The sequence below is a fragment of the Chitinophaga dinghuensis genome, assembly GCF_003259435.1.
Classification (GTDB): Bacteria; Bacteroidota; Bacteroidia; order Chitinophagales; family Chitinophagaceae; genus Chitinophaga; species Chitinophaga dinghuensis.
The window spans coordinates 445064-467726 of record NZ_QLMA01000002.1 but is presented as its reverse complement, the minus strand read 5'-3'; the positions used below and the strand labels follow the sequence as shown (position 1 = coordinate 467726).

The window sequence follows — 22663 nt, the reverse complement described above, 5'->3', positions numbered from 1 at the left end:
AATTTTAGTAGGTATGGCGGCATACCTCAAAATTTGAGTGTACAACATAGTATTTTTTTATCAGATTCCGCAAAAGCAACTGCGAATATTATGGCTGTATCTGTCCGTCGTTGATCCGTATTATACGGTTTCCGTAAGTGGCGTTGAGGTCGGAGTGGGTTACCTGTACAATGGTGATGTTATCTTGTTGGTTCAACTGTTTGAACAACTCCATAATTGTTTTGGCCTGGTCTGAATGTAGATTACCGGTTGGTTCATCCGCCAGGATTACCCGTGGTTCGGCCACCAGCGCACGAGCAATGCCCACTAGCTGCTGCTGCCCCCCGGAAAGCTGGTTGGGAAACAGGTCTTTCTTGGCCACTATGTTAAACCGATCCAGAATATCGGCAACTTTACTTTTACGTTCCGAGCCAGGTATATTCTTATATAATAACGGCGTTTCAATATTCTCGTAAACAGTCAGTTCGTCAATCAGATGATAAGCCTGAAATACAAACCCTATTGCCCCCCGGTGCAAATTGGTGCGCTTCTTCTCGTTCATACTGTCCACCCGTTCGCCCTGGAAAAGATAATTCCCGGAAGACGGCTCCTCCAGTAAACCCAAAATATGTAGGAGGGTCGACTTCCCGGACCCGGAAGGCCCCATAATGGAAACGAATTCGCCTTCCTTAATTTCCAGGTTAATATTCTTCAGTATTTCATTCTTTCCAAAGCCTACGGGATAGTGTTTGGAGATGTCCTGTAACTGTATCATAAATTAGCTTTTTTCACAAGTGTTGGCGCCTAACAAGTATCTTAAAAAAACAGGTGGTGTAAAGACACTACCCGGTTTGATGTTCACTTGTTATTTCGCTCTTTAATAATTTGAGTATTTTATCAATAACGGCATGGTATACACGCAGTTACAAAATATGTTCGTTTATACGTGGAACTGCTCTTTAATGTTTTCCGTTACTACACGGCCATCAAAGAGGTTTATCACCCGATGGGCAAACCCCGCATCATAAGGGGAGTGCGTCACCATAATCATGGTGGTACCGGCATTATTCAGTTCCTGTAATAATTTCATTACCTCTTCCCCATTGGAGGAGTCCAGGTTACCAGTTGGCTCATCGGCCAGGATCAGATTAGGCTTGGCCACTACCGCTCTGGCAATTGCCACACGTTGTTGCTGACCGCCAGACAACTGCTGCGGGAAGTGATTCCTGCGATGCATAATGTTCATACGCTCCAGCACCTCCTCCACTTTTTTCTTACGCTCCGGCGCCGGCACTTTCAGATATAATAAAGGCAACTCCACATTTTCATAGACAGTCAGTTCGTCAATAAGATTGAAGCTCTGAAATACGAAGCCAATAGCGCCCTTGCGCAATTGAGCCCGCTGCCGTTCACTCATCCGGGCCACTTCCTTCCCCCAGAAATGGTATTCTCCATCTGAAGGATTATCCAATAAACCCAGTATATTCAATAAAGTAGATTTTCCACATCCGGAAGGCCCCATGATGGCCACAAACTCCCCATCCTGCACTTCCATGTTGATACCATTCAATGCGGTTGTTTCCACTTCTTCGGTAGTAAACAGTTTCTGTAAATTAACAGTACGTATCATACTTTCTTTTTTAGGGATTTGAATATAATATTACTAAAAGGCTAACACATCTTTGTTGCCGAAACTTTCATATGAGGAGGTAATCACCTGATCTCCAGGTTTTAACCCTTCCAATACCTCGAAAAATAAAGGATTTTTACGTCCCAGCGTGATATTACGCTTCACAGCCCGTTTGCCATCCTTATCAAGTACATACACCCAGTTTCCACCAGTATCAGAGAAAAATCCGCCCAAAGGAAGTAAGACTGCCTCTGCTGATTTACCCAATACCAGGCGTATTGGAGAGGATTGTCCGCGACGTATACCTTCCGGTGTCTTCCCTTCAAAATTCATATCTGCCTGGAATCGTCCGCTCTTTACCTCCGGATATACTTTCGTAACAATCATATCGTAGGTTTTACCATCAAATTCGAAGGTGGCTTTCAGACCCGAAAAAACCTGTGAAACATAGTGCTCGTCAATATCTGCACGCAATTTAAACCCATTCAGGTCATCAATCTGACCAAGGTTTTGACCTGCAGTAATGCTGGAACCGACTTCCACATCAATGGAACTGAGCTGTCCGGAAACCGGAGCCCTCACGATAAGGCTGTTCAGGTTTTCTTTCATCAGCGCCAGGTTACGTTGGGTACGCGCTAATGTACCTTCCAGTTGGGAAATCTGACGGGTGGCATTTTCATCCTGATAACGCTGCGACTGCAACTGTATATCTCGCTGCTTGATAAGTCCCTCCAGCTCAAATTTATTCTTATTAAACTCCTGACGCGCCACAATCTTCTCTTCTACCAACTGTTTGTTACGATCATACAAATCCTGTGCTGCGGCTATTTTCGCGTCAAAATCGTAAATCGCCTGCTGCATGGTAAACTTCTGCTGACGAATAGATAAACGCGTATTCTGTAATTCGTTCTGCAAACGATAAATCTCTGTTTCATGGTTCACAAAGTCCATCATCAGTCGCTGGTTATCCAGCCTCAGAATGGAATCTCCAGCCTTTACCATACTACCGCCTTCCAGGTATTTATGGCTGACATAACCGCCCTCAATTGCGTCCAGACGAATTGTCTTCAGCGGCATTACAACTGCGGTTACTGCAATGTATACATCAAATGTACCTTTGGTAACAGGAGATATTGTAATCTTATCTTTTTCCACGTTGAGGGTAGCGCGGTGGTCTGCAAAGATGAGCGTATATGCCAGTAGCATTGCTACAAGTGCGCCTGCTCCTATCATCAGTATGCGGCGCCCAGACCAAAATTTCTTTTCTATTTTTCTGTCCATGGTATTAACGGAAAGTTTGACGACCATAGAAGCCAAGCCATATGCCAATTAACCAATCAATTGATTATCATTGAATTATAACAGTTTATGAAGACAAAATCTGTCCTGTTCCGCACAGCCCCCGTTCACATTCGGACACTTTGAAATCTTTGCTTTGATGCGGAAAAAAATTCTTTATTATTGTGCCAGATACCCAATCAAACCAATGATATGACTACACTGCAACAGGGCAAAATCCTTATCATAGATGACGACGCGGATGTGCTACGTGCTGCCAGACTTTTACTGAAAAGACACTTTGAACAAGTGGATTTCGAGAAAAATCCGCAGAAGATTCCTTACCTGGTTACGAACCACGATTATGATGTTATCCTCCTAGATATGAACTTCACCCGCGACCTTAGCAGCGGTAAAGAAGGCTTCGAATGGCTGGATCGTATCCTCGATATAAAACCTGAGTCTACAGTCGTATTATTCACCGCCTATGGCGATGTGGAAATGGCCGTCAGAGCTATTAAAGCCGGCGCTACGGATTTTGTACTGAAACCCTGGGAAAATGAAAAATTGCTGGCAACCATACAGGCTGCCTTCAATAAACATATTGCTGCCAATAGCAAACCAGGATTACAGCCTGTACACCAGGCAAATAGCAATATGCTCATCGGGAAAAGCCCTGCCATGCAAGAGGTTTTCGAAACCGTCTCCCGCGTAGCCGGAACCGACGCCAATATCCTCATTCTCGGAGAAAACGGAACCGGTAAAGATATGCTGGCCAGACATATTCACCAGCAATCTCACAGAAATAATAAATCCTTTGTCAGCGTGGATTTGGGAGCCCTCCCGGAGTCATTGTTTGAAAGCGAATTATTCGGACATGTGAAAGGCGCATTTACAGATGCTCGCGAAGACAGACAAGGCAGATTTGAAGAAGCCAACGGAGGCACCATCTTCCTGGATGAAATTGGCAATATTACCATTCCATTTCAAGCCAAACTACTGACCGTCCTGCAAAACAGAAATGTTACCAAAGTAGGCTCCAATAAAAATATTCCGGTAGATGTAAGATTGATTTGCGCTACTAACCGCAATCTTCCTCATCTCGCTACCCAACAGCTTTTCCGCCAGGACTTACTATTCCGTATCAACACCATTGAAATACATTTACCACCACTACGGGAACGCATAGACGATATTGTGCCACTCGCAGAACACTTCCTGAATATCTACCGCGAAAAATACAAACGTCCGGTAAACAGTTTGAGCGATGCCCTCGTCAACCAGATGCATAAATACGACTGGCCAGGCAATATACGCGAGCTCCAACATGCGATGGAGCGAGCAGTGATCCTCTCACAAGGAAAAACCTTGCAGCCTAAAGATGTATTCACCCGCAACAATAGTGTGAACGATCAACCCACCGACACCGGCTATAACCTGGAAGATATGGAGCGAAACATCATCGCCCAGGCTATGAAGAAATGTAATGGAAACATTACGGAAGCAGCCAGAGAATTGGGATTGAGTCGCGCTGCACTTTACAGAAGACTCGAAAAATACAATATCTGATCATAGATGAACAGGTTCAGTATCAATATATGCCTGCGGGTAATCCTACTCACTGCCACCATTGCCTTCGGCATATGGATTTACTTCCGTGTAAATGATAGTCTGTCGTATCTTATTATTCCGCTGGTATTGGCCCAGATGTACGGTATCTACTATTACCTGAATCGTATCAATCGTAAACTGACCCTGTTCCTGGAATCTATCCGCTATGAGGATTTTTCCATTCGCTTCAGCAGCGATAACAAACTGGGCAAAAGCTTCAAAATGCTGAACCAGCAGTTCAATGAAGTACTGGAAGCATTCCGCCAAACCCGCGCGGAGAAAGAAGCTAATCTGAAATACATCGACACGATTGTTCAACATATCAATATCGGTGTACTGTCCTTTGATGCAGAAGGAAAAATTGAACTGATCAACCCCGCTGCATTCCGACTATTAGGTATCTACCGGTTACGTAACCTGTCGGAACTTAAAACAGTACATCCTGGATTGGATACGCTACTGATGGAACTGCCATCAGGGAATAAGTCGCTCTACGCTACCAAACAGCAGCAACAACTCTCCATTCACGCTGCTGTAGTACGTTTGCAAGGGCGGCTCATCAAACTCCTGTCCATCCAGAACATTCATTCCGAACTACAGAAAAAAGAGCTGGAAGCATGGCAGAATCTGACTAAAATCCTGCGCCATGAAATCATGAATTCCGTTACGCCAATTGTATCGCTGATTGGTACCATGCAGGAAATTGTGGAGATAGACATCGCTCCATCTTCCGGCAACCCAGAAGGAATAACCGATCTGCGGGAAGCCCTGGAAACCGTGGAGAGTCGTAGTAAAGGAATCATGAATTTTGTAAATGCTTACCGCGATTATACTACACTTCCCCAACCACAGTTCACATCAGTAAATGTGAAATCCCTCATTACCTCGGTGGCCAATCTCTTCCAGGCAGATCTCAAACAGGCGGATATTCAATTCCATCTCGACATAGACACTCAACAAACCACTATTCATGCAGATTTCTCCCAACTGCAAATGGTATTGATCAACCTGGTAAAAAATGCCATGGACGCGTTGGAACAAACAACCGATGGCGCTATTGAGCTGAAAGCTTGGCTCCCCGGCACCAATCAGCTTACCATTGAGGTCACCGACAATGGACCAGGAATTGATGAAGAGGCAATGGAAAAAATTTTCATACCTTTCTTTACAACCAAAAAGAAAGGTTCCGGTATAGGACTCAGTTTATCCCAGCAGATAATTCAACTGCATGGAGGACAACTAAAAGTAAATAGTCCTGGTAATAACGGTAACGGTTCTACGTTTTTCATTATTCTGAATTATTAACCATTATGTTATCAACCCTCTTTCGCTCCAAATGGCAGCTGCTGTATGCATTTATTTTATTGCTGGACGTAATCTTCACGGGATTAGATATGCATTCCGCCCGCTACGTCACTAAACCCTTGTTAACTATCCTATTGATAATATTTGTACTGAGCAATGCCGGGAATATGAAGTCTTCCTATCTCAGATTTCTGCTGCTGGCATTAATATTCTCTTTTGGCGGAGATGTACTGCTCATGTTTGATTCGCATTTCCTGACGGGGCTGGGAAGTTTCTTGCTGGCACATGTCTTCTATATCCTTTTCTTTCTGAAAATCCGCTACAGCAATCCTCCGGTTCCCATGTGCAAGTATCCGGTTATATTCCTGCATGCTGCGTTCCTCATAGGTTTCATTTTGTTACTGCTCCCACATTTAGGCGCATTGAAGATTCCGGTAATCATCTATGCGCTTGCTCTCAGCATAACTGTGCAGTCATCCATACATGCCTTTAATCTGAAATGGCAGCCTGCCGGATGGTTTTGTATCATCGGAGCTGTATTGTTCCTTATCTCCGACAGCCTGATAGCATTGGGTAAATTTTATCAGCCCCTACCTGCCAACGGCGTACTGGTGATGATTACTTATGGTCTGGCACAATGGGGCATTACAGCTGGCGCAGTTAGCTATTTCAATCCATTATCGCGCTAAAGTTTGCCTATATTTTAGCACTACCACCAATCAGCTTAATTTGTATTTTTGTTGTCTTATGCAACAAACAGATTTTCTTGTCATCGGGTCAGGTATAGCAGGGCTTACATATGCGCTGAAAGTTTCACAGCAGTGTCCTGATAAAAAAATTACTGTCATCACAAAAAGCCGTGAAGACGAAACCAACACCAAGTATGCACAAGGAGGCGTAGCAGTAGTCAACGATCTGGAAAACGATAGTTTCGAAAAACATATAGAAGATACATTGATTGCCGGGGATGGCCTGTGTAACCAACGTATTGTAGAGATAGTAGTGACGGAAGGGCCGGAAAGGGTCAACGAAATCATCGAGTGGGGTACTAATTTCGATAGAACTGCCAACGGTGACTTCTCTCTCGGCCGTGAAGGCGGACATTCCGTATTCCGCGTACTCCATCACAAGGATATTACTGGCAAGGAAATCGAAAGAGCTTTGCTGGAAGCTATTCACCAGCGTTCCAATATCGAACTGGTAACGCACTGTTTTGTTGTAGACCTAATCACCCAACACCATCTGGGCTATCTGGTCACAAAATCTACTCCGGATGTTGAATGTTTTGGCGTTTATGTACTTAACCGCCAGACAAATCAAATTGAAAAAATCCTCTCCAAAATAACGCTGCTGGCTACTGGCGGAAACGGCCAGGTATATCGTAGTACTACCAATCCTACTATCGCTACCGGCGATGGCGTGGCAATGGTATACAGAGCCAAAGGACGTATTGAGAATATGGAGTTTATCCAGTTTCATCCTACGGCGCTGTATCAGCCAGGCGTAAGCCCGTCTTTCCTGATTACAGAAGCTGTTCGTGGCGATGGCGGTATCCTGCGCAATATTCATGGAGAAGACTTCATGCAGAAGTATGACCCTCGTCTTTCCCTGGCGCCTCGCGATATAGTTGCCCGTGCAATAGATAGCGAGATGAAGATCACCGGTACCGAATATGTATACCTGGATTGCCGGCATATGGACATTGAAAAGTTCATCCATCATTTCCCGAATATTTATGAAACCTGTAAGGCAGCCGGCATAGATGTACAAACCCAGATGATACCAGTGGCCCCAGCGGCGCATTATAGCTGTGGCGGTATCAAAACCAATGAATGGGGACAAACATCCATCCGTAATCTATATGCCTGCGGCGAATGCGCTAGCACCGGCCTCCATGGCGCGAACAGGCTGGCATCGAATTCTCTGCTGGAAGCGATGGTTTTTGCACATCGTTGCTTCCTGGATGCTACCAGTAAAATAGACGCCATCAACTTCCGTGATAATGTGCCCGACTGGGATGCCAGAGGTACTACTGCGCCAAAGGAAATGATTCTCATTACCCAGAGCCTCAAGGAACTCAACCAAATTATGAGTGACTATGTAGGTATCGTGAGAACAGATGTCCGTTTGCAAAGGGCTATGCGCCGTCTCGATATGCTGCATGAAGAGACCGAACTACTCTACGAAACCACCGAAGTTTCTCCGCAGCTCTGCCAACTTAGAAATTTGATTACAGTAGGATATCTGATCGTAAAAGGGGCCGCCTTCCGCAAGGAAAGCCGTGGGCTGCATTTCAACACAGATTATCCATATAAATGTGAACTGATTCAGAACATCGTACTGTAATGTAACCGTCGTGAATTACTTACCTTTGCTGTCAATTCAACAAAGGAAATAATGTATTATTTACTGCTGGTTATCTGTTATGGTATATCCCTGCTTCCTTTACGCGTATTATACCTGTTGAGCGATTTTTTTTATGTATTGGTATATCACGTATTTGGTTACCGCAGGAAGGTGGTGTTTGAAAATCTGCGACAGGCTTTTCCCAATAAGTCAAACGCAGAAATCACCAGCATCGCGAAGAAATATTACCGCAACCTCACCGATATGATGGTGGAAACCATCAAGCTACTCACGATGAGCAAAACGGAACTGAAGAAGCGCTTCCGTTGTGATCTTACCGTACTGCATGAACTGTATGCACAAGGCAAAAGCTGTCAACTTCACCTCGGGCATAATTTCAACTGGGAATGGGCTAACCTGTATTGCATGCAGGGCGTACCTTTTCCTTTCCTCGTGGTATACATGCCGCTGACGAATAAAGCAGCGGATCGTTTATTCAGGCATTTCCGGGAAAAAGCCGGCTCCGTGCTGCTTCCTGCAAATGATATGGGCAACAGTATAAAACCTTGGCTGGATAAACAGTACCTGATTGCATTAGTGGCCGATCAAAACCCAGGAAACCCACGTAGCTGCCTCTGGTATCCGTTCCTGAACAAAATGACGCCTTTCTATAAAGGGCCGGAAATGAGCGCTAAAAGACATAATATCCCTGTTGTATTCGTGGATATCCGGAAAACAAAAAGAGGTTATTATGATGCCAAACTACAATTGATGTTTGAAGAGCCGGCAAAAGAGCCAGCCGGCAAGATAACGGAGACGTTCGTACGATTTCTGGAGAATAATATTCATGAACAGCCAGAAGTATGGGTATGGAGCCATAGGAGATGGAAGCACCGTTACGAAGATTGGGTGAAGGAAGCAGCGAAAGGATAATGTCTCCCTAAAAAATATTTATGAACAACAAACGCCATCGATGATGGCGTTTGTTGTTCATATACTTTACAGTTGTACGATTTGCTACCGCAGACGACAACCGCTTTATCATGCTGTGGGTATTTTCAGCTTCCATCCAGGCTGAATCATATTCGGATCTTTGATCTGATCTTTATTCGCCTCGTAGATGTCTTTCCAGGAAATACCCGGATAATTCTTAGCGATTTTGCTGAGATTATCGCCCGCTTTCACCACATAAGTCTGTTCTTCTTTTACCGCATCTGTGGCGGTGATGTTCATAACAACATCCGCAGCACGCATCTCCGGGTCCAGTTTTTCGTAGGTATCCCACAACTGGTCTTTCACCGCCGATGTAGAAGTACCATCAATATACAGTACATTATCCTGCTCTCTGACCTGAAGATCAGCCACACCGGCACCTTTAGCCTGGTCGATCAGTTCCTGGTATTTATCCTGTAAGCTCATGACAATAACATTTTAAAGGGTTATTTAACTTTGATATTGTTTACCACTTTCTTTGGTTTGGATTCCTGTGCTGTTTGTACAATCTTGCGGAGATCGGCTTTTGTGGCAGTGCCATCCAGCGTTACCACGCCACTGTCTACCGTTACGCTGATACCAGCAAAACCGGCAGCCGCATAGGCAGAATCCAATGATTTCTTGAGTAAACCGTCGGGATTAATGGTTACTGGGGCTGGCTGGGCTACCGGTTCCGGCGCTTTCACCATTACTTTGTTCTCTACATTTTTAATGCCTTTTACGCCTTTAATGGCATCTTCTGCTGCCGTACGTGCAGCATCATCGGATACTTCTCCGGAAAGCGTAACGTTACCATTGTGTACTTCAGCTGTAATTCCCGGAATAGCACTCAGTTTTTCATTCACGGCCTGCTGTATTTTACTGTCAGATGGTTTGCAGGCAAACAGAAATAGGCCCATGAGTAATGCCAGGGCGGCAAGTAAGGATTTTCTATTCATGACTCGTGATTTTTTAGTGCAAGAAGTTAAGCAATAACAGGGGAACAGAAAATTAATTTATGCTTTAACTTATTGTAAATCAATCACACGCATCATCAAATATCCACATATTAAAAAAAGCCTTTCCATAAGGAAAGGCTTTTAATCAGTATGGTGAAGGATCTTAGTTTAATACAGTTTTCTCTTGTACTACAACCAGTCCTTTTTCATCTTTCATTTTGGCATAACCGCCATCTACGTTTCTGATGTTGTGGATACCTTCTTTTTTCAGGATAGAGCAGGCAATGATACTGCGGTAACCTCCCTGACAGTGTACATACAGGTTCAGATGCTCATCCATATCTGCCAGTTTACCAGGATCGGTCATTTCTCCCAAAGGCAGACTCACTGCATCCTTGATATGGCCGCTAGCGAATTCAGCAGGTTTACGCACATCCATAATCACGAGGTTCTCATCGTGAGGGACATCCATAGCCAGCTCATCCGGTTCTACGGTGATGATAAGGTCTTTCTGTAAGCCAGCTGCTTCCCATGCAGGGAAACCGCCTTCCAGGTAACCAACTACGTTTTCAAATCCTACACGCGCCATTCTTACTACTGTTTCCTCTTCTTTACCAGGAGTAGTTACCAGAATAATATCCTGATCAAAAGGCAGCAGGCTACCCGCCCACTCTGCAAAACGACCTTCCAGGCCAATGCTGATGGAGCCAGGAACGAAACCATCACCAAACTCAACCGCAGGACGCGTATCCAGGATCAGTGCACCTGAAGCACCTTTAGCTTTGAAAGCAGCTGGCGCCAATGGTTGCATTGCTTTATCCATTACCGCCTGAAGAGCATCATAGCCTTCTTTATTTATTTTAGCGTTGATAGGGAAATAAGAAGGAGGCGTTGTCAGCCCTGTTGTTACTTCCTCAACGAATTTCGCTTTATCTGTGGCCAGTAAGGCATAGTTAGTCGCCTTTTCATCGCCGATAGAACTGTAGGTGTTAGGACCCAGGTTCTTTCCGCATGCGGAACCAGGCCCGTGTGCAGGATATACGATTACATTATCAGGCAACGCCTTGATAACATTGTTTAATGAATCATAGAGCATACCTGCCAGCTCCTCTTTGCTCAGATTACCACTGAACAGGTCCGGACGACCCACGTCTCCCACAAACAACGTATCTCCGGTGAATACCGCATATGGTTGCTGCTGCCCATCAGATAACAGGTAGCAGGTCGATTCCAGCGTATGACCAGGCGTATGCAATACTTTTAGAGTAAGCTCGCCTATGTTAAACACTTCGTCATTTTTTGCGATATAAGCCTCGAAGTTAGTTACGGCATCCGGTCCGAAAACAATCTGCGCACCAGTGGCTTTCGCCAGCTCCAAATGACCAGACACAAAGTCTGCGTGAAAATGCGTTTCAAAAATGTACTGAATCTTGGCATTTCTCTCCTTGGCCAGGTCGAGGTAAACCTCAATGTCGCGCAGTGGGTCAATTACTGCAGCCACTCCGTTGGACTCAATAAAGTAGGCAGCCTCTGACAGGCAGTTGGTGTATAATTGCTTTACGAACATGGTTTTTGATTTTGACAAATTTACTAATTAATGGTTGCCGTACTTATGGATAAAATCTATACCAAAATAAAAAAGTAGCCATATTGGCTACTTTTTCTATAAACTTCCCTGCACAACTGGCGTGAAGTCATGCAATAAAAATTAATTAACCTACCAGTTCTTCCACAAATTTCGCCACTTCAGCAATACGTTGCTTGTTAATGGTATAGTGAATGAACTTGCCATCTCTTTCTGTAATTACTATGCCCGCTCTTCTTAAAATAGCAAGATGTTGTGATGCTACCGATTGTTCCAGACGCAGTTTCACATAAATCTCTGTCACGGTCATTTTCTTATGATCCTCCAACAGCTTGATCATCTGCTGGCGCAGTTTATGGTTGATAGCACGCAATACCATAGCTGCTTTTTTTACGGCAATGTAATCCAATTTGATCTGGTCTTTTTCATTGTTACCTCTAGAAATAATAAGAGTATTAGAAGAGGTAGTTAATAATGTTTTTTCCATCGCATAATAGTTTTAAAAAATGATGAAATGAAAGGGATCAACGGACAGTACTCACAAACAGTTAGACAACAATTGTGGTTATCGATTTATACAAAAATATAATATCTGTCACAATAAAAAAAATTTCTATACCTTATTTTTTCATATATATCCCTAGGATACGTGCTAAAAAGATGTAATTTGACGGAATTATGACAAAATCAAACGGAAGTGCTATGATTTTTTAGGGAAAAAGAATGGTTTTAGGTAAAAAGGACTGAAATAAGCAAGGTCTGCAAATGATTTTTGCCCATAGGCCGCCTCGGAAAGTAAAGACATATCCGCCGCAGTCATCTCATAAGGACCAAATACAGCGTTATCCTGCGAAGTCAGCATCTGTCGCCACTTTGGACTACCATCACCGAAAAATATGATCTTATGGTCAGATAACAGCCCATGATAGGAATTTTCCTCCAAAATCAGCGCCTGTGGCGGCATTACCTCTTTCAGCTCAGCATCATATACTGCGGTGAAAACTTCCTGCCTGCGGGCATCCAACATTGGGCAATACAGTATTTCCCTGTCATTTTGCTGCAGTAACATTCCCTGCGCCATCATCTGCAAGGTGGAAACGGCAATCAACGGCTTATTCCAGGCATAGCATAAACCCTTGGCGGTGGCCACTCCCACACGCAAACCCGTATACGAACCCGGACCCGCACTCACCGCTATCGCATCCACCGAATCAGGATTGATTCCCTGCTCTAACAGTAACTGCTGTACGAATAATGTCATCGTTGCTGCATGATCCCGCTGCTCTTCACTAGCCAGCGTCTGTAGTACTTTTCCATCACGGGCCAGACTAACAGAGCCTCTTCCGGTTGCAGTATCGATATTAATTATAAGTGCCATAGTTATATTGCTTCGTATTCTGTTTCTAATAATGCCGCTACTTCAAAACGGTTGTCATTCAGACTTTCCTGAACAGCTTTTAATACTTCATATACATTCTTCACCCCTATCCGCTCACACCATTCAAAGGGTCCGAATGGATAATTAGTGCCCAGCTTCATGGAGATATCTATATCAGCGCGATTCGCAGTTCCTTCCTCAGCAGTGATATAAGCTTCATTGATGATCATACAAATCACCCGAGGCGTAACCATTCCCACCGTATCCGTTACTACTGCGTATTCCCAGCCCAACTGATACATGATGTTATCCAGTTGTCCAAACTGGGTATTATCCAATACAGATACTTCTGTAACAGGCATCGTGATAAATCCCGGCAGCAAATTGCAGCCCATTAAATTAAAGCCCTGTTCAAAAGCCGTATGGCTCATGACTTCCGCCAGAGATATCTTGACGGTACAAGCCAGCACTGGCACTTCCGGATTGCGGGCATAAATGGCCGCGTTGGATAGCCTGTCGTCAAACAGGGTATCAATTACAAGATCGAACGCCTTGACAGATAAGACATCTTCCAGATTAGTCTTCCACTGTACATTATGTTTTGCCAGCCCCTTCTCCTGCAACTCCTCATACCGCTGGGCGTCTGCTATTACCAGGATATTCATGCATTAAATTTCAGCAAACCTAATAAAGAATCATTAATTCTGATGCAACTGTCTGGCCTCCACTGGTGTTGTAGGTATTTTATTTCTATTTTCGCCTTTATGGAAAAGCAAATAATTAACACCCAGAACGCCCCTGCTCCTATCGGGCCATATAATCAGGCGATTAAAGCCGGCAATACTTTGTATATCTCTGGTCAGATTGCGCTGAACCCAGCCACCGGCGAACTCGTGAAATCCGGTGTGGTAGACGAAACGCACCTGGTAATGAAAAATCTCCAGGCAATTCTTACCGAAGCTGGTATGAGCTTCAATGATGTGGTGAAAAGCACCATCTTCATTACCGATATGAACACTTTTGCACAGATCAACGAAGTATACGGCAGCTATTTCACCGGCACTTACCCTGCCCGTGAAACCGTGCAGGTTTCTGCATTGCCTAAAGGCGTAAATGTGGAAATCTCTGTGATTGCCGTAAAAGGATAAGGGCTAAAAAATAACATGCAGTCGTACCAAAGGCGCGACTGCATGCAATTTCATTATACTGAGTTGATTATTTTCCGAACAGGGTAGCTGCCAGTTTAGCATCGTGGCCATATACATCATCTCTGAAGTTCAAACGGCCATCGCTGTCCACCCATGCGGTGAAATAGCCGATAAATACCGGTACTCTTTCACTTTCTTTCAGCGTTACATATTTCTCTTTACCTGCGTTCATCGCATCATCAATTTTCTGTTCTGTCCAGACAGAATCGTTACGTAACAACCACATAGCCAGATGCTTAGGCTCTTCTATTCTGATACATCCATGGCTGAATGAACGTTTGTTCTGATCGAAGAGATATTTCGCTGGCGTATCGTGCAGATATATATTGTATTCATTCGGGAAGAGGAATTTCACTTTACCCAGTGAGTTTTTACCTCCCGGACGCTGACGTACAGTATAAGGGAAACCTTTACCAGAGTATTTACTAACAACACTTGGGGAGACGGCTTTCCCTCCTGCCCCAACAATCTCCATATTTTGACGAGCGAGGTAACCAGCCCCACTGCGGCGGATACCAGGCAATACTTCTTTATATAAGATTCCCGGAGGAACGTTCCAGTAAGGGCTGAAAACGATAAACTTCAATTCATTACTGAATACTACTGTATGCGTTCCTGGCGTACCAACTACCACATTGCAGCTCCAGGCCAGTTTACCATCCTGGTAAACATGCATTCTGAATTCAGGAATATTAACGAGGATATAAGTTTTAGGCGGATCTACCGGCACCCAGCGAAGACGTTCCATATTCAACAGGATTTGACGGATACGATGCGATACCGGCACGTTGAGCGATTTAATCACCGCAGCCGAAATCTGGCCATCTACTTTCAGTCCCATTCTGGTTTGATAATAACGTATAGCCGTATCAGTAGCCTGATCAAATCTGCCGGTGCTATCATGGCCGGGAAGATCGCCAAATGCTTCCAGGCGCAGTTTTACATTAGCGATTAATGCAGACGAATCTCCTTTTTTCAGGGGTTTGGCCGGAGCCGCGAGGGTATCCCATTTCACATTTTCATTGATCACCGCCAATTGTTTCAGGCGTTCCCTTAGCATTTTATATTGTGGATTAACGGGAGCATTTGCTTCGATATTACCGCCTGTTTTGCTGGTAGCTGAATCCAGCATGCTGGTGAGGTCCAGTTTTTTTCGTGGGATGAACCATTCCAGGTCTTTGGCATTATCGCTGGTAAGGCCGCCCCATACTTTATTACCGTAGCTGAAAAACTGGGAGGTCAGCATCATTTCTGTACGAGGGATATCCGCAGGATTCACGTTCATAGTAGAATCGGTGAGTTCCAGGGAATCTGTCAGCATCTTAAGTTCAGGCGTTCTGACGGTGCTATCTTGTAACCCGAAAGCCGCATCATTTTTCATCATATTGATGAAGTTGCCAGCCTGTTCCGTCAGGGCATCTTTATTGATCCAGGCGTAGTGGTAGTCACGTTGCCGATAGAAGTTTTTAATGAATTCAGCATAGGGCTGATAGTTGGGATGGGCAGCCAGGAAGGAATTCAGCTGGTTGGAATCTAATGTTTTCTCTATGTACTCCTGTTTGGTATAATGGACGGTATCTCTTGCTTTCAGGCGTTTGCGCTCGCCACTGTTGGGCTGGCAGGCCACGAAGGCAAACAGGCACAGTAGAGAAATTGAGGTGTAGAAACGTATACTCATAATCGTTATGGATGTTTACAATTTTCATTAGAGGCAGAAATGATGCCTGTAATGGGGATGATTGTTGATGTAAATGTATGAAATATATAGAGTTAAAGCATTTCGGACGGACATGACAAAAATTTTAAAGGGAGATGTACCGGACTGGTAACATCTCCCTTTAATAACTTATTGGTTCAGCTGTTTGTTTAGAGTTTTATTTCCTCCTCGTTTGCATCGAAGAAACGATATTCTGTCAGGTGATAATTGGAGTCGGCTTTGACTTTGATCCATTTTTTGAATTGGAAATACCATTTCCATTGTTTGGAAGTCAGGAAGCCTTTGGTCAGATATGCGTACAGAATTGGATGCACCTGAATGGTCAGTCCTTTGTGCTGATGATTGATCAGATATTGCAGGTTTTTCTCGATGTCGTCCATGATAAGCATGGAGGCGCCGATTTTACCGGTTCCTTTGCAGGTTGGGCAGTCTTCCGCTACAGAGATGGTTACTTCAGGTTTCACCCTTTGACGGGTAATCTGCATGAGGCCAAATTTGGAGATCGGGAGGATGGTATGTTTAGCTCTGTCCAACTGCATGAACTTCTCCATTGCTTCGAAAACTGTCTTTTTATTTTCGGGCAGTTTCATATCAATGAAGTCGATAATAATGATACCGCCGAGGTCGCGCAGGCGTAGTTGTCTGGCTATTTCGGCAGCTGCTTCCAGGTTGGATGCGAGGGCATTTTGTTCCTGGTTATTGCTGGAGGATTTGTAACCGCTGTTAACATCTATTACGTGCAGGGCTTCGGTGGCTTCGATAATGAGGTATACCCCTGAGTCGAGGTTAACGGTTTTACCGAAGGAAGCTTTTACCTGACGGGTGATACCGAAGTTATCGAAGATAGGAGAGCCGTTATTGTAGTAGTCTACAATATTTTGTTTTTCCGGCGCTATTTTCTGGATATACGCTTTGGTATCGGCGTAGATATTTTTGTCATTAATGACGATGCGGTTGAAGCTCTCGTTCAGTAGATCGCGGAGAATACTGGTTGTTTTAGCTTGTTCGCTCAGTATTTTCTGCGGGGCCTGACCACCTTTGAGGTTGGACTGGATATTTTTCCAGGTTTCCACGAGGGTGGTAAGATCTTCGTGTAGTTCAGCCGTTTTCTTTCCTTCCGCCGCTGTTCGGACGATTACGCCGAAGTTGGGAGGTTTGATGGCTTCCACGATTTTCTGCAATCTTTTTCTTTCTTCGGAAGAGTGGATTTTTTTAGAAACCGCAACAATGTCATTAAAGGGTGTTAACACGATAAATCTTCCAGGCAGAGAGATTTCGCAGCTAAGGCGTGGGCCTTTGGAGGAAATGGGTTCTTTGAGGATCTGAACGAGTATATTCGGTTTACCGCCCAGAACATCAGTAATTTTACCGGTCTTTACTATTTCCGGTTCATTTTTAAATTTCGTAAAATCAAATCCTTCAGGGGATTTATCGCTGAGGGCTTGTTGAGTAAATTTAAGAATGGAACGGATATAGGGGCTAAGATCCGTGTAGTGGAGGAAGGCATCTTTTTCGAAGCCAACGTCAACGAATGCAGCATTTAAGCCGGGAATCAGCTTTTTCACCTTGCCCAGGTATAAATCGCCTACTGCAAAGTTAGGATTGCCGCTTTCGTGGTGTAATTCAACTAACTTTTTATCTTCCAGTAACGCAATTTCCACCCCTGTGGGAGCCGCATTTATAATAAGTTCCTTATTCAAGCGTCCAAAATTTTAACCTTTAAAACTTCACCTTTATGCTATGCACACGACTGTAGATTACAGCTTACTGCATACCAAATTTTAGCTCACTATAAAGTTAGCATATTCGTCACGTACGTGATGATGGATTGCTTAAGGGTTCAGCGATCACTGCAGGTAATATCCGGAGAATTCTTATGCGGGATCTATGGAAACAACCTGCATGACTTTAGCAATTTAAGAATTAAAGCTAAAATCATGCAGGATATATGAAAATTTTTATCCGACCGCCGCGCCGGGTCATTAATACCTGGTTAGTATAAATGGCGGGAAACTGGAGTAATTATTTCTTACCTTTTTTATGCCGGTTCTTTCTCAGTCTTTTTTTACGCTTATGAGTGGCAATTTTATGTCTTTTTCTTTTCTTACCGCAAGGCATACGCTAATACGTTTTTAGATGATTGAAAAAATAAATATTATTGAATACTCTTGATATAACTATCCACTTCCTTCTTCAGCTCCGGGTCGTCCATGTGCTGTTTACTTTTGTTAAACAGTTCGATGGCTTTTGCTTTATCTCCTTTACTTCTGTAGGACTCGGCCAGTACAAAAATTACTTTTGCATTGTCCGGGTGTCTTTTCATCACTTCTTCCAGTCTGTCAATAGCTTTATCATATTGTCCGGAGGTGATAGCCAGGTTCGCAAGCGTTACCTGTGCATCGATATTATCCGGGTGTTTAGCTACTACATCCCTCAGAATGCCCACACCTTTCATTGGTTCGCCACTGTTCATGAAAATCATGGCTTGTGACATTTTCAGTGTGTCGTTCTCAGGATTGAGCGCTATCGCCGCATCAAACAGCTCAGCTGCCTGATTGGCTTCCCATTTAGCAACAGCCGGATTTTCCGCATGCTGCAGATGGGTTAAAAATAAATTGGCTGCAAAGGTGAGGCTTTTTTCGGAATTTTCCAACTTGGCCGCTTGACCGAGATAATATGCGGCAACTGGCGCCTCATTAAGACTGTCCCACGTGGTATAGAGCTGGCGATACGCAGCTATCTGCTGGGTTTTTACATCCCCACGCACCACATTGGTTTCGATCGTATTTACTTGGAGCAGTTTTTCTGCGGGAATACGTTGCTTGGCTGCATCCAGCAGCTCAGAAAAAGCAATAGGGGCCACCTCCTGTCCGCCCTGCATAGGAGCGGCAGTTGACATAGCTTTCTTGTCCGACCGGGGCACTGTACGGCCAAAGGCATATAATACCACCAATAACGCTACAGCAGCACCAATAAGGAGAACTTGTGATTTTCGCATGGCCTAAATAAATTAGGCTGCGAAATTAAGAACTTTTAAGCTTCTTTACTTCAGCAACAAATTCTTTCGATGGTTTGAATGCTGGAATAAAGTGCTCCGGAATTTCCACAGCAACGTTCTTCTTAATGTTACGGCCGATCTTGGCGGCTCTCTTCTTGGTGATAAAACTGCCAAACCCTCTGATATAAATGTGTTCTCCATTCGCCAGCGCTTCTTTCACTTCCTTGAACATAGCTTCTAAGGTTACTAACACATCTACTTTGGGGATGCCGGTTTTTTCAGCAATGTTGTTAATTAAATCAGCTTTTCTCATATAAAAGCGAGAGGATTACTTTACTCTCAAAGTTAATTTAAAATTTTTAATTGCTGAATTTTAAGCAAATAAATTTTATTATTTTTTCTTATAACTGTATTGGCGATATTTTATATTTATTTGCATCCCTGGAAAAGGGTAACAGATGTGCCTTATAGGGTTTTCAGGCCACCTTTTGCCATATCAATATACTAAATAATTTTATTAAAATAATATATAAATGCAAGCCGCCCGACTTTTTTTTACCGAAAAATTACTGGAATGGAACCAGGAACACAATTCCCGATCCATGCCCTGGAAAGGTGAAAAAGATCCCTACCGAATCTGGTTGTCTGAGATAATCCTACAACAAACCCGCGTTGAGCAAGGCTGGCCGTACTATGAACGATTCATCTCTCAATACCCCACCGCCAACGATCTCGCAGCGGCCAACGAGGAAGAAGTATTCCGCCTGTGGCAAGGCCTCGGGTATTATGCCCGCTGTAAAAACATGCTCGCTGCCGCCAGGGAAATTTCACAAACCTATCTTGGTCGGTTTCCTGATAAATACGAACAAATAAACGCCCTGAAAGGCATTGGCCCGTATACCGCAGCCGCCATCGCCTCCTTTGCTTTTAATCTCCCCTACGCCGTATTGGACGGAAACGTTTTCCGGGTACTCTCCCGCTTCTTCGGCATAGATACCCCCATGGATACTACCGCCGGGAAAAAATTATTCGCCGATCTGGCCCAGGAATTATTACCAAAGGATAAATCAGCCATTTATAATCAAAGCATTATGGATTTCGGCGCCGTAGTTTGCAAACCGCAGCTACCGGAATGCGATACCTGTCCGCTACAAAAAAAATGCGCCGCCTATCACGAGGGAACCGTGTCTCTCTTACCTGTAAAAACCAAAAAATTACAGATCAAAAAAAGATATTTCAACTATATCATCGCCTCCTGGAAAGACCAGATCTATATCCGTAAACGCACAGAAAGCGATATATGGCAGAACCTGCATGAATTCATTCTCCTGGAAACGGCCGCGCCTGCCGACAGCACGCAAATCCTTTCGGGAACCGACTTTCAGCAGATTTTCGGAGAGGCCGCCTACGAAACGACACGCATCTCCAAACCATTCAAACAACAACTAACCCATCAAACAATTCATAGTCAATTCATTAACATCGCCATCGATCAACCATTGGAAATCCCAGGTTATCAACTGATCCCAACCGCATCACTCGATAACTTTGCCTTTCCAAAAACGATCACCAGCTTCCTGCAATCCAAAACTGGCCTGCTTTTATAGCCCGACAGCACCCATTTAGAAAGATTTATATTTTTTTGAAGGCCGATTGCAAAAAAATATTAACTTTAAGAAGGTTGTTTATTTAATAAAAGAAGAACTCTTTATCAATAGACTAAAAAAAACCTACAACTATGAGAGGTGTTAATAAAGTAATATTGATTGGCAATTTAGGCAGGGACCCGGATGTACAGTTTTTGGAAGGAAATATTGCCGTAGCCAAATTTTCGTTAGCTACCACTGAAACATTCAAAGACAGAGCAGGTAAACTCATCAGTCAAACAGAATGGCATACAGTCGTTTTATGGCGCGGACTCGCAGAACTGGCTCAGAAATATCTGCACAAAGGAAGTCTGGTCTATATCGAAGGTCGCTTACGTACCCGTAGCTGGGAAGATAAAGAAGGTAACAAGAAATTCGCTACCGAAGTTGTAGGAGATAACCTCGTTATGCTCGACAAACGAATGGACCTTAACAGCTCAGATCACCCCATACCTCACCATAGCGGCTCAGGTTCCACTTCAGGAGAAAACTTTCCCAACAACATGGAAATTCCCCCTTCATTGAACGAACCTGCAGACGATCTGCCTTTTTAGTAATATTAAAAAAGTTTAAGTTTTCATTAGGACGTAATCCCATATAGGGACATTACTTATATTTGCGTGCATGGAATATTCATACCTGCCTCTGCAGTTTGGATTTCCTACTATCTAGATTTGTTACATCAAAGCTGTAAAACTTGGATATCACTCCGGCAAGCAACATATCCTCACTCCTGCAAACCAACAGCGCTACTGCTGCACCCAATGTTGTGGTGTTTTCGCTGGTGATTTTTGTACTATTGTTACTCACCTTTATCGTTGCAGGTGCAGAGGTGGCATTCTTTTCCCTGAATTATAAGGACCTTAACGTTCTTAAAACCAGACAGAACGCCTCCGGCAAACTCATTACCAAATTGCTGGAAAAACCCAGGTCATTGCTAGCCTCCCTGCAAATAGCAGGTATAGTGCTGGCTATCGCCTTTATTCTCACCACCAATTACCTGATCACACAAATGGAAGACCTGCAAACACTGCCGGTTGTTTCTTATGTGGTCCGCATATCTGTTATCTGCCTCGTACTCCTGTTCTGTGGCCAGATACTCCCCCGCGTATGGGCAGCGCAAAACAATATTCGCTTTGCTACCTATTTCGCCTGGTTCGTTAGTATTGTACATGCTACCCTCGAACCTGTCAGCGATTTCTTCGTATCCATGAGCGGCAGCATTGAAGCTAAACTCTTCCACCGTGGCGCAGGTCCTGTTAATTACCAGGAAATAGACCAGGCCATCGAAATGAGCGTAGACCCTACCGCCTCTCAAGAAGAAAAAAATATCCTGAAAGGAATTCTCAAATTCGGAAATATCACCGTTAAACAGATTATGAGAGGCAGACTCGATGTAAACGGCATCGAATACGACCTCCCATTCTCCGAAGTGGTGAAACGCGTGGCAGACCTTCACTACTCCCGCCTTCCGGTTTACAAAGGAAACCTGGATAACATCGTAGGCGTTATCCATACTAAAGATCTCCTACCTCACCTGGATAAAGACAATACCTTCGATTGGCACGAAATCATGCGCCAACCCTTCTTTGTTCATGGACATAAACTTATTGAAGACCTCCTCCACGAATTTCAAAGCAGAAGAATGCATTTCGCCGTTGTGGTGGATGAATTCGGCGGTACCTCCGGTATCGTTACCCTGGAAGATATCATGGAAGAAGTCATCGGCGATATCAAAGATGAATTCGATGAGGAAGAATTCAACTACAGCAAAGTGGATAATTTCACCTATGTATTTGAAGGCAAAACCATGCTCAACGACGTTTGCCGCATCATGAACATCTCCGCCGATACCTTTGAAACTGTTAAAGGTGAAAGCGATTCCCTGGGTGGACTAATACTGGAACTCTCCGGAAAATTTCCTGAAGAAAACAGCGTTATAAGCTACAGCAACTATGATTTTACTGTACTGGAAGTGAATAAAATGCGCATCCAGAAAGTACAGGTAACTGTAAGGCCAGACGCTTCTGAAGAAGCCTAAGCCCTCTCAA

The 22663-nt window shown here is 44.0% G+C and carries 22 protein-coding genes; 9 read left to right on the top strand and 13 right to left on the bottom strand.

Going from position 1 to position 22663, the window contains the following annotated elements; translation table 11 throughout:
- Positions 1-88: 88 nt before the first annotated feature.
- The 3 genes from CLV59_RS07215 to CLV59_RS07205 form a co-directional block, all read right to left on the bottom strand.
- Positions 89-754 carry an ABC transporter ATP-binding protein gene (locus CLV59_RS07215; RefSeq protein WP_111591343.1) on the bottom strand — a complete coding sequence of 222 codons (666 nt, stop codon included), beginning with the start codon at positions 752-754 and terminating at the stop codon, positions 89-91.
- 165 nt (positions 755-919) lie between these two features.
- Entirely contained in the window at positions 920-1609 is a 690-nt protein-coding gene (locus CLV59_RS07210; RefSeq protein ID WP_111591342.1) for an ABC transporter ATP-binding protein, read from the bottom strand.
- A 33-nt stretch (positions 1610-1642) separates the two neighbouring features.
- A complete protein-coding gene (locus tag CLV59_RS07205) occupies positions 1643-2890 on the bottom strand; it encodes an efflux RND transporter periplasmic adaptor subunit (RefSeq protein ID WP_111591341.1) in 1248 nt (415 codons plus the stop codon).
- 210 nt (positions 2891-3100) lie between these two features.
- Between CLV59_RS07205 and CLV59_RS07200 the strand changes: the two genes are divergently transcribed.
- The 5 genes from CLV59_RS07200 to CLV59_RS07180 are packed head-to-tail and all read left to right on the top strand — an operon-like array spanning position 3101 to position 9082.
- Complete coding sequence (locus CLV59_RS07200; RefSeq protein ID WP_111591340.1) at positions 3101-4456, top strand: sigma-54-dependent transcriptional regulator; 1356 nt, start codon at positions 3101-3103, stop codon at positions 4454-4456.
- 6 nt (positions 4457-4462) lie between these two features.
- Positions 4463-5803: a sensor histidine kinase gene (locus CLV59_RS07195; RefSeq protein WP_111591339.1), complete on the top strand. Its 1341-nt coding sequence runs from the start codon at positions 4463-4465 to the stop codon at positions 5801-5803.
- Between the two features lie 5 nt (positions 5804-5808).
- On the top strand, positions 5809-6492 hold the full coding sequence (locus CLV59_RS07190) for a lysoplasmalogenase (RefSeq protein WP_111591338.1): 684 nt from the start codon (positions 5809-5811) through the stop codon (positions 6490-6492).
- 58 nt (positions 6493-6550) lie between these two features.
- Positions 6551-8149 (top strand): L-aspartate oxidase, encoded by a 1599-nt coding sequence (gene nadB, locus CLV59_RS07185; RefSeq protein ID WP_111591337.1) that lies wholly within the window; start codon positions 6551-6553, stop codon positions 8147-8149.
- Positions 8150-8197: 48 nt separating this feature from the next.
- On the top strand, positions 8198-9082 hold the full coding sequence (locus tag CLV59_RS07180; RefSeq protein WP_262511897.1) for a lysophospholipid acyltransferase family protein: 885 nt from the start codon (positions 8198-8200) through the stop codon (positions 9080-9082).
- Positions 9083-9190: 108 nt separating this feature from the next.
- Here the strand turns inward: CLV59_RS07180 and CLV59_RS07175 are convergent, their stop codons facing one another.
- From CLV59_RS07175 to CLV59_RS07150, 6 genes are all read right to left on the bottom strand, one after another.
- Positions 9191-9568 (bottom strand): LysM peptidoglycan-binding domain-containing protein, encoded by a 378-nt coding sequence (locus CLV59_RS07175; protein ID WP_111591335.1) that lies wholly within the window; start codon positions 9566-9568, stop codon positions 9191-9193.
- A 20-nt stretch (positions 9569-9588) separates the two neighbouring features.
- Complete coding sequence (locus CLV59_RS07170; protein ID WP_111591334.1) at positions 9589-10080, bottom strand: BON domain-containing protein; 492 nt, start codon at positions 10078-10080, stop codon at positions 9589-9591.
- Between the two features lie 163 nt (positions 10081-10243).
- Positions 10244-11647 (bottom strand): MBL fold metallo-hydrolase, encoded by a 1404-nt coding sequence (locus tag CLV59_RS07165; protein WP_111591333.1) that lies wholly within the window; start codon positions 11645-11647, stop codon positions 10244-10246.
- A 145-nt stretch (positions 11648-11792) separates the two neighbouring features.
- A complete protein-coding gene (locus tag CLV59_RS07160; RefSeq protein WP_073084462.1) occupies positions 11793-12152 on the bottom strand; it encodes an ArsR/SmtB family transcription factor in 360 nt (119 codons plus the stop codon).
- A 213-nt stretch (positions 12153-12365) separates the two neighbouring features.
- Positions 12366-13043 (bottom strand): tRNA (adenosine(37)-N6)-threonylcarbamoyltransferase complex dimerization subunit type 1 TsaB, encoded by a 678-nt coding sequence (gene tsaB / locus CLV59_RS07155; RefSeq protein WP_111591332.1) that lies wholly within the window; start codon positions 13041-13043, stop codon positions 12366-12368.
- Between the two features lie 2 nt (positions 13044-13045).
- Positions 13046-13708 (bottom strand): 3-hydroxyacyl-CoA dehydrogenase family protein, encoded by a 663-nt coding sequence (locus tag CLV59_RS07150; protein ID WP_111591331.1) that lies wholly within the window; start codon positions 13706-13708, stop codon positions 13046-13048.
- A 99-nt stretch (positions 13709-13807) separates the two neighbouring features.
- On the opposite strand from CLV59_RS07150, the gene CLV59_RS07145 reads away from it, so the two are divergent.
- A complete protein-coding gene (locus CLV59_RS07145; protein WP_111591686.1) occupies positions 13808-14191 on the top strand; it encodes a RidA family protein in 384 nt (127 codons plus the stop codon).
- A gap of 67 nt (positions 14192-14258) precedes the next feature.
- Here the strand turns inward: CLV59_RS07145 and CLV59_RS07140 are convergent, their stop codons facing one another.
- The 4 genes from CLV59_RS07140 to CLV59_RS07125 form a co-directional block, all read right to left on the bottom strand.
- A complete protein-coding gene (locus CLV59_RS07140; RefSeq protein ID WP_111591330.1) occupies positions 14259-15929 on the bottom strand; it encodes a L,D-transpeptidase family protein in 1671 nt (556 codons plus the stop codon).
- Between the two features lie 188 nt (positions 15930-16117).
- A complete protein-coding gene (locus tag CLV59_RS07135) occupies positions 16118-17668 on the bottom strand; it encodes an Rne/Rng family ribonuclease (protein WP_111591329.1) in 1551 nt (516 codons plus the stop codon).
- Between the two features lie 455 nt (positions 17669-18123).
- Positions 18124-18966 carry a tetratricopeptide repeat protein gene (locus CLV59_RS07130; RefSeq protein WP_111591328.1) on the bottom strand — a complete coding sequence of 281 codons (843 nt, stop codon included), beginning with the start codon at positions 18964-18966 and terminating at the stop codon, positions 18124-18126.
- Positions 18967-18991: 25 nt separating this feature from the next.
- Complete coding sequence (locus CLV59_RS07125; protein WP_073084475.1) at positions 18992-19279, bottom strand: HU family DNA-binding protein; 288 nt, start codon at positions 19277-19279, stop codon at positions 18992-18994.
- A gap of 220 nt (positions 19280-19499) precedes the next feature.
- Between CLV59_RS07125 and mutY the strand changes: the two genes are divergently transcribed.
- The 3 genes from mutY (at position 19500) to gldE (ending at position 22653) form a co-directional block, all read left to right on the top strand.
- On the top strand, positions 19500-20573 hold the full coding sequence (gene mutY / locus CLV59_RS07120) for an A/G-specific adenine glycosylase (protein WP_111591327.1): 1074 nt from the start codon (positions 19500-19502) through the stop codon (positions 20571-20573).
- 131 nt (positions 20574-20704) lie between these two features.
- Positions 20705-21166 carry a single-stranded DNA-binding protein gene (locus CLV59_RS07115; RefSeq protein WP_111591326.1) on the top strand — a complete coding sequence of 154 codons (462 nt, stop codon included), beginning with the start codon at positions 20705-20707 and terminating at the stop codon, positions 21164-21166.
- A gap of 143 nt (positions 21167-21309) precedes the next feature.
- Complete coding sequence (gene gldE, locus CLV59_RS07110; RefSeq protein ID WP_111591325.1) at positions 21310-22653, top strand: gliding motility-associated protein GldE; 1344 nt, start codon at positions 21310-21312, stop codon at positions 22651-22653.
- Positions 22654-22663: the final 10 nt, after the last annotated feature.

Bases quoted from the DNA above. Each gene is read 5' to 3' on its own strand.
- CLV59_RS07215 (WP_111591343.1), bottom strand. From the start codon at position 754: ATGATACAGTTACAGGACATCTCCAAACACTATCCCGTAGGCTTTGGA.
- CLV59_RS07210 (WP_111591342.1), bottom strand. From the start codon at position 1,609: ATGATACGTACTGTTAATTTACAGAAACTGTTTACTACCGAAGAAGTG.
- CLV59_RS07205 (WP_111591341.1), bottom strand. From the start codon at position 2,890: ATGGACAGAAAAATAGAAAAGAAATTTTGGTCTGGGCGCCGCATACTG.
- CLV59_RS07200 (WP_111591340.1), top strand. From the start codon at position 3,101: ATGACTACACTGCAACAGGGCAAAATCCTTATCATAGATGACGACGCG.
- CLV59_RS07195 (WP_111591339.1), top strand. From the start codon at position 4,463: ATGAACAGGTTCAGTATCAATATATGCCTGCGGGTAATCCTACTCACT.
- CLV59_RS07190 (WP_111591338.1), top strand. From the start codon at position 5,809: ATGTTATCAACCCTCTTTCGCTCCAAATGGCAGCTGCTGTATGCATTT.
- nadB (WP_111591337.1), top strand. From the start codon at position 6,551: ATGCAACAAACAGATTTTCTTGTCATCGGGTCAGGTATAGCAGGGCTT.
- CLV59_RS07175 (WP_111591335.1), bottom strand. From the start codon at position 9,568: ATGAGCTTACAGGATAAATACCAGGAACTGATCGACCAGGCTAAAGGT.
- CLV59_RS07170 (WP_111591334.1), bottom strand. From the start codon at position 10,080: ATGAATAGAAAATCCTTACTTGCCGCCCTGGCATTACTCATGGGCCTA.
- CLV59_RS07165 (WP_111591333.1), bottom strand. From the start codon at position 11,647: ATGTTCGTAAAGCAATTATACACCAACTGCCTGTCAGAGGCTGCCTAC.
- CLV59_RS07160 (WP_073084462.1), bottom strand. From the start codon at position 12,152: ATGGAAAAAACATTATTAACTACCTCTTCTAATACTCTTATTATTTCT.
- tsaB (WP_111591332.1), bottom strand. From the start codon at position 13,043: ATGGCACTTATAATTAATATCGATACTGCAACCGGAAGAGGCTCTGTT.
- CLV59_RS07150 (WP_111591331.1), bottom strand. From the start codon at position 13,708: ATGAATATCCTGGTAATAGCAGACGCCCAGCGGTATGAGGAGTTGCAG.
- CLV59_RS07145 (WP_111591686.1), top strand. From the start codon at position 13,808: ATGGAAAAGCAAATAATTAACACCCAGAACGCCCCTGCTCCTATCGGG.
- CLV59_RS07140 (WP_111591330.1), bottom strand. From the start codon at position 15,929: ATGAGTATACGTTTCTACACCTCAATTTCTCTACTGTGCCTGTTTGCC.
- CLV59_RS07130 (WP_111591328.1), bottom strand. From the start codon at position 18,966: ATGCGAAAATCACAAGTTCTCCTTATTGGTGCTGCTGTAGCGTTATTG.
- CLV59_RS07125 (WP_073084475.1), bottom strand. From the start codon at position 19,279: ATGAGAAAAGCTGATTTAATTAACAACATTGCTGAAAAAACCGGCATC.
- mutY (WP_111591327.1), top strand. From the start codon at position 19,500: ATGCAAGCCGCCCGACTTTTTTTTACCGAAAAATTACTGGAATGGAAC.
- CLV59_RS07115 (WP_111591326.1), top strand. From the start codon at position 20,705: ATGAGAGGTGTTAATAAAGTAATATTGATTGGCAATTTAGGCAGGGAC.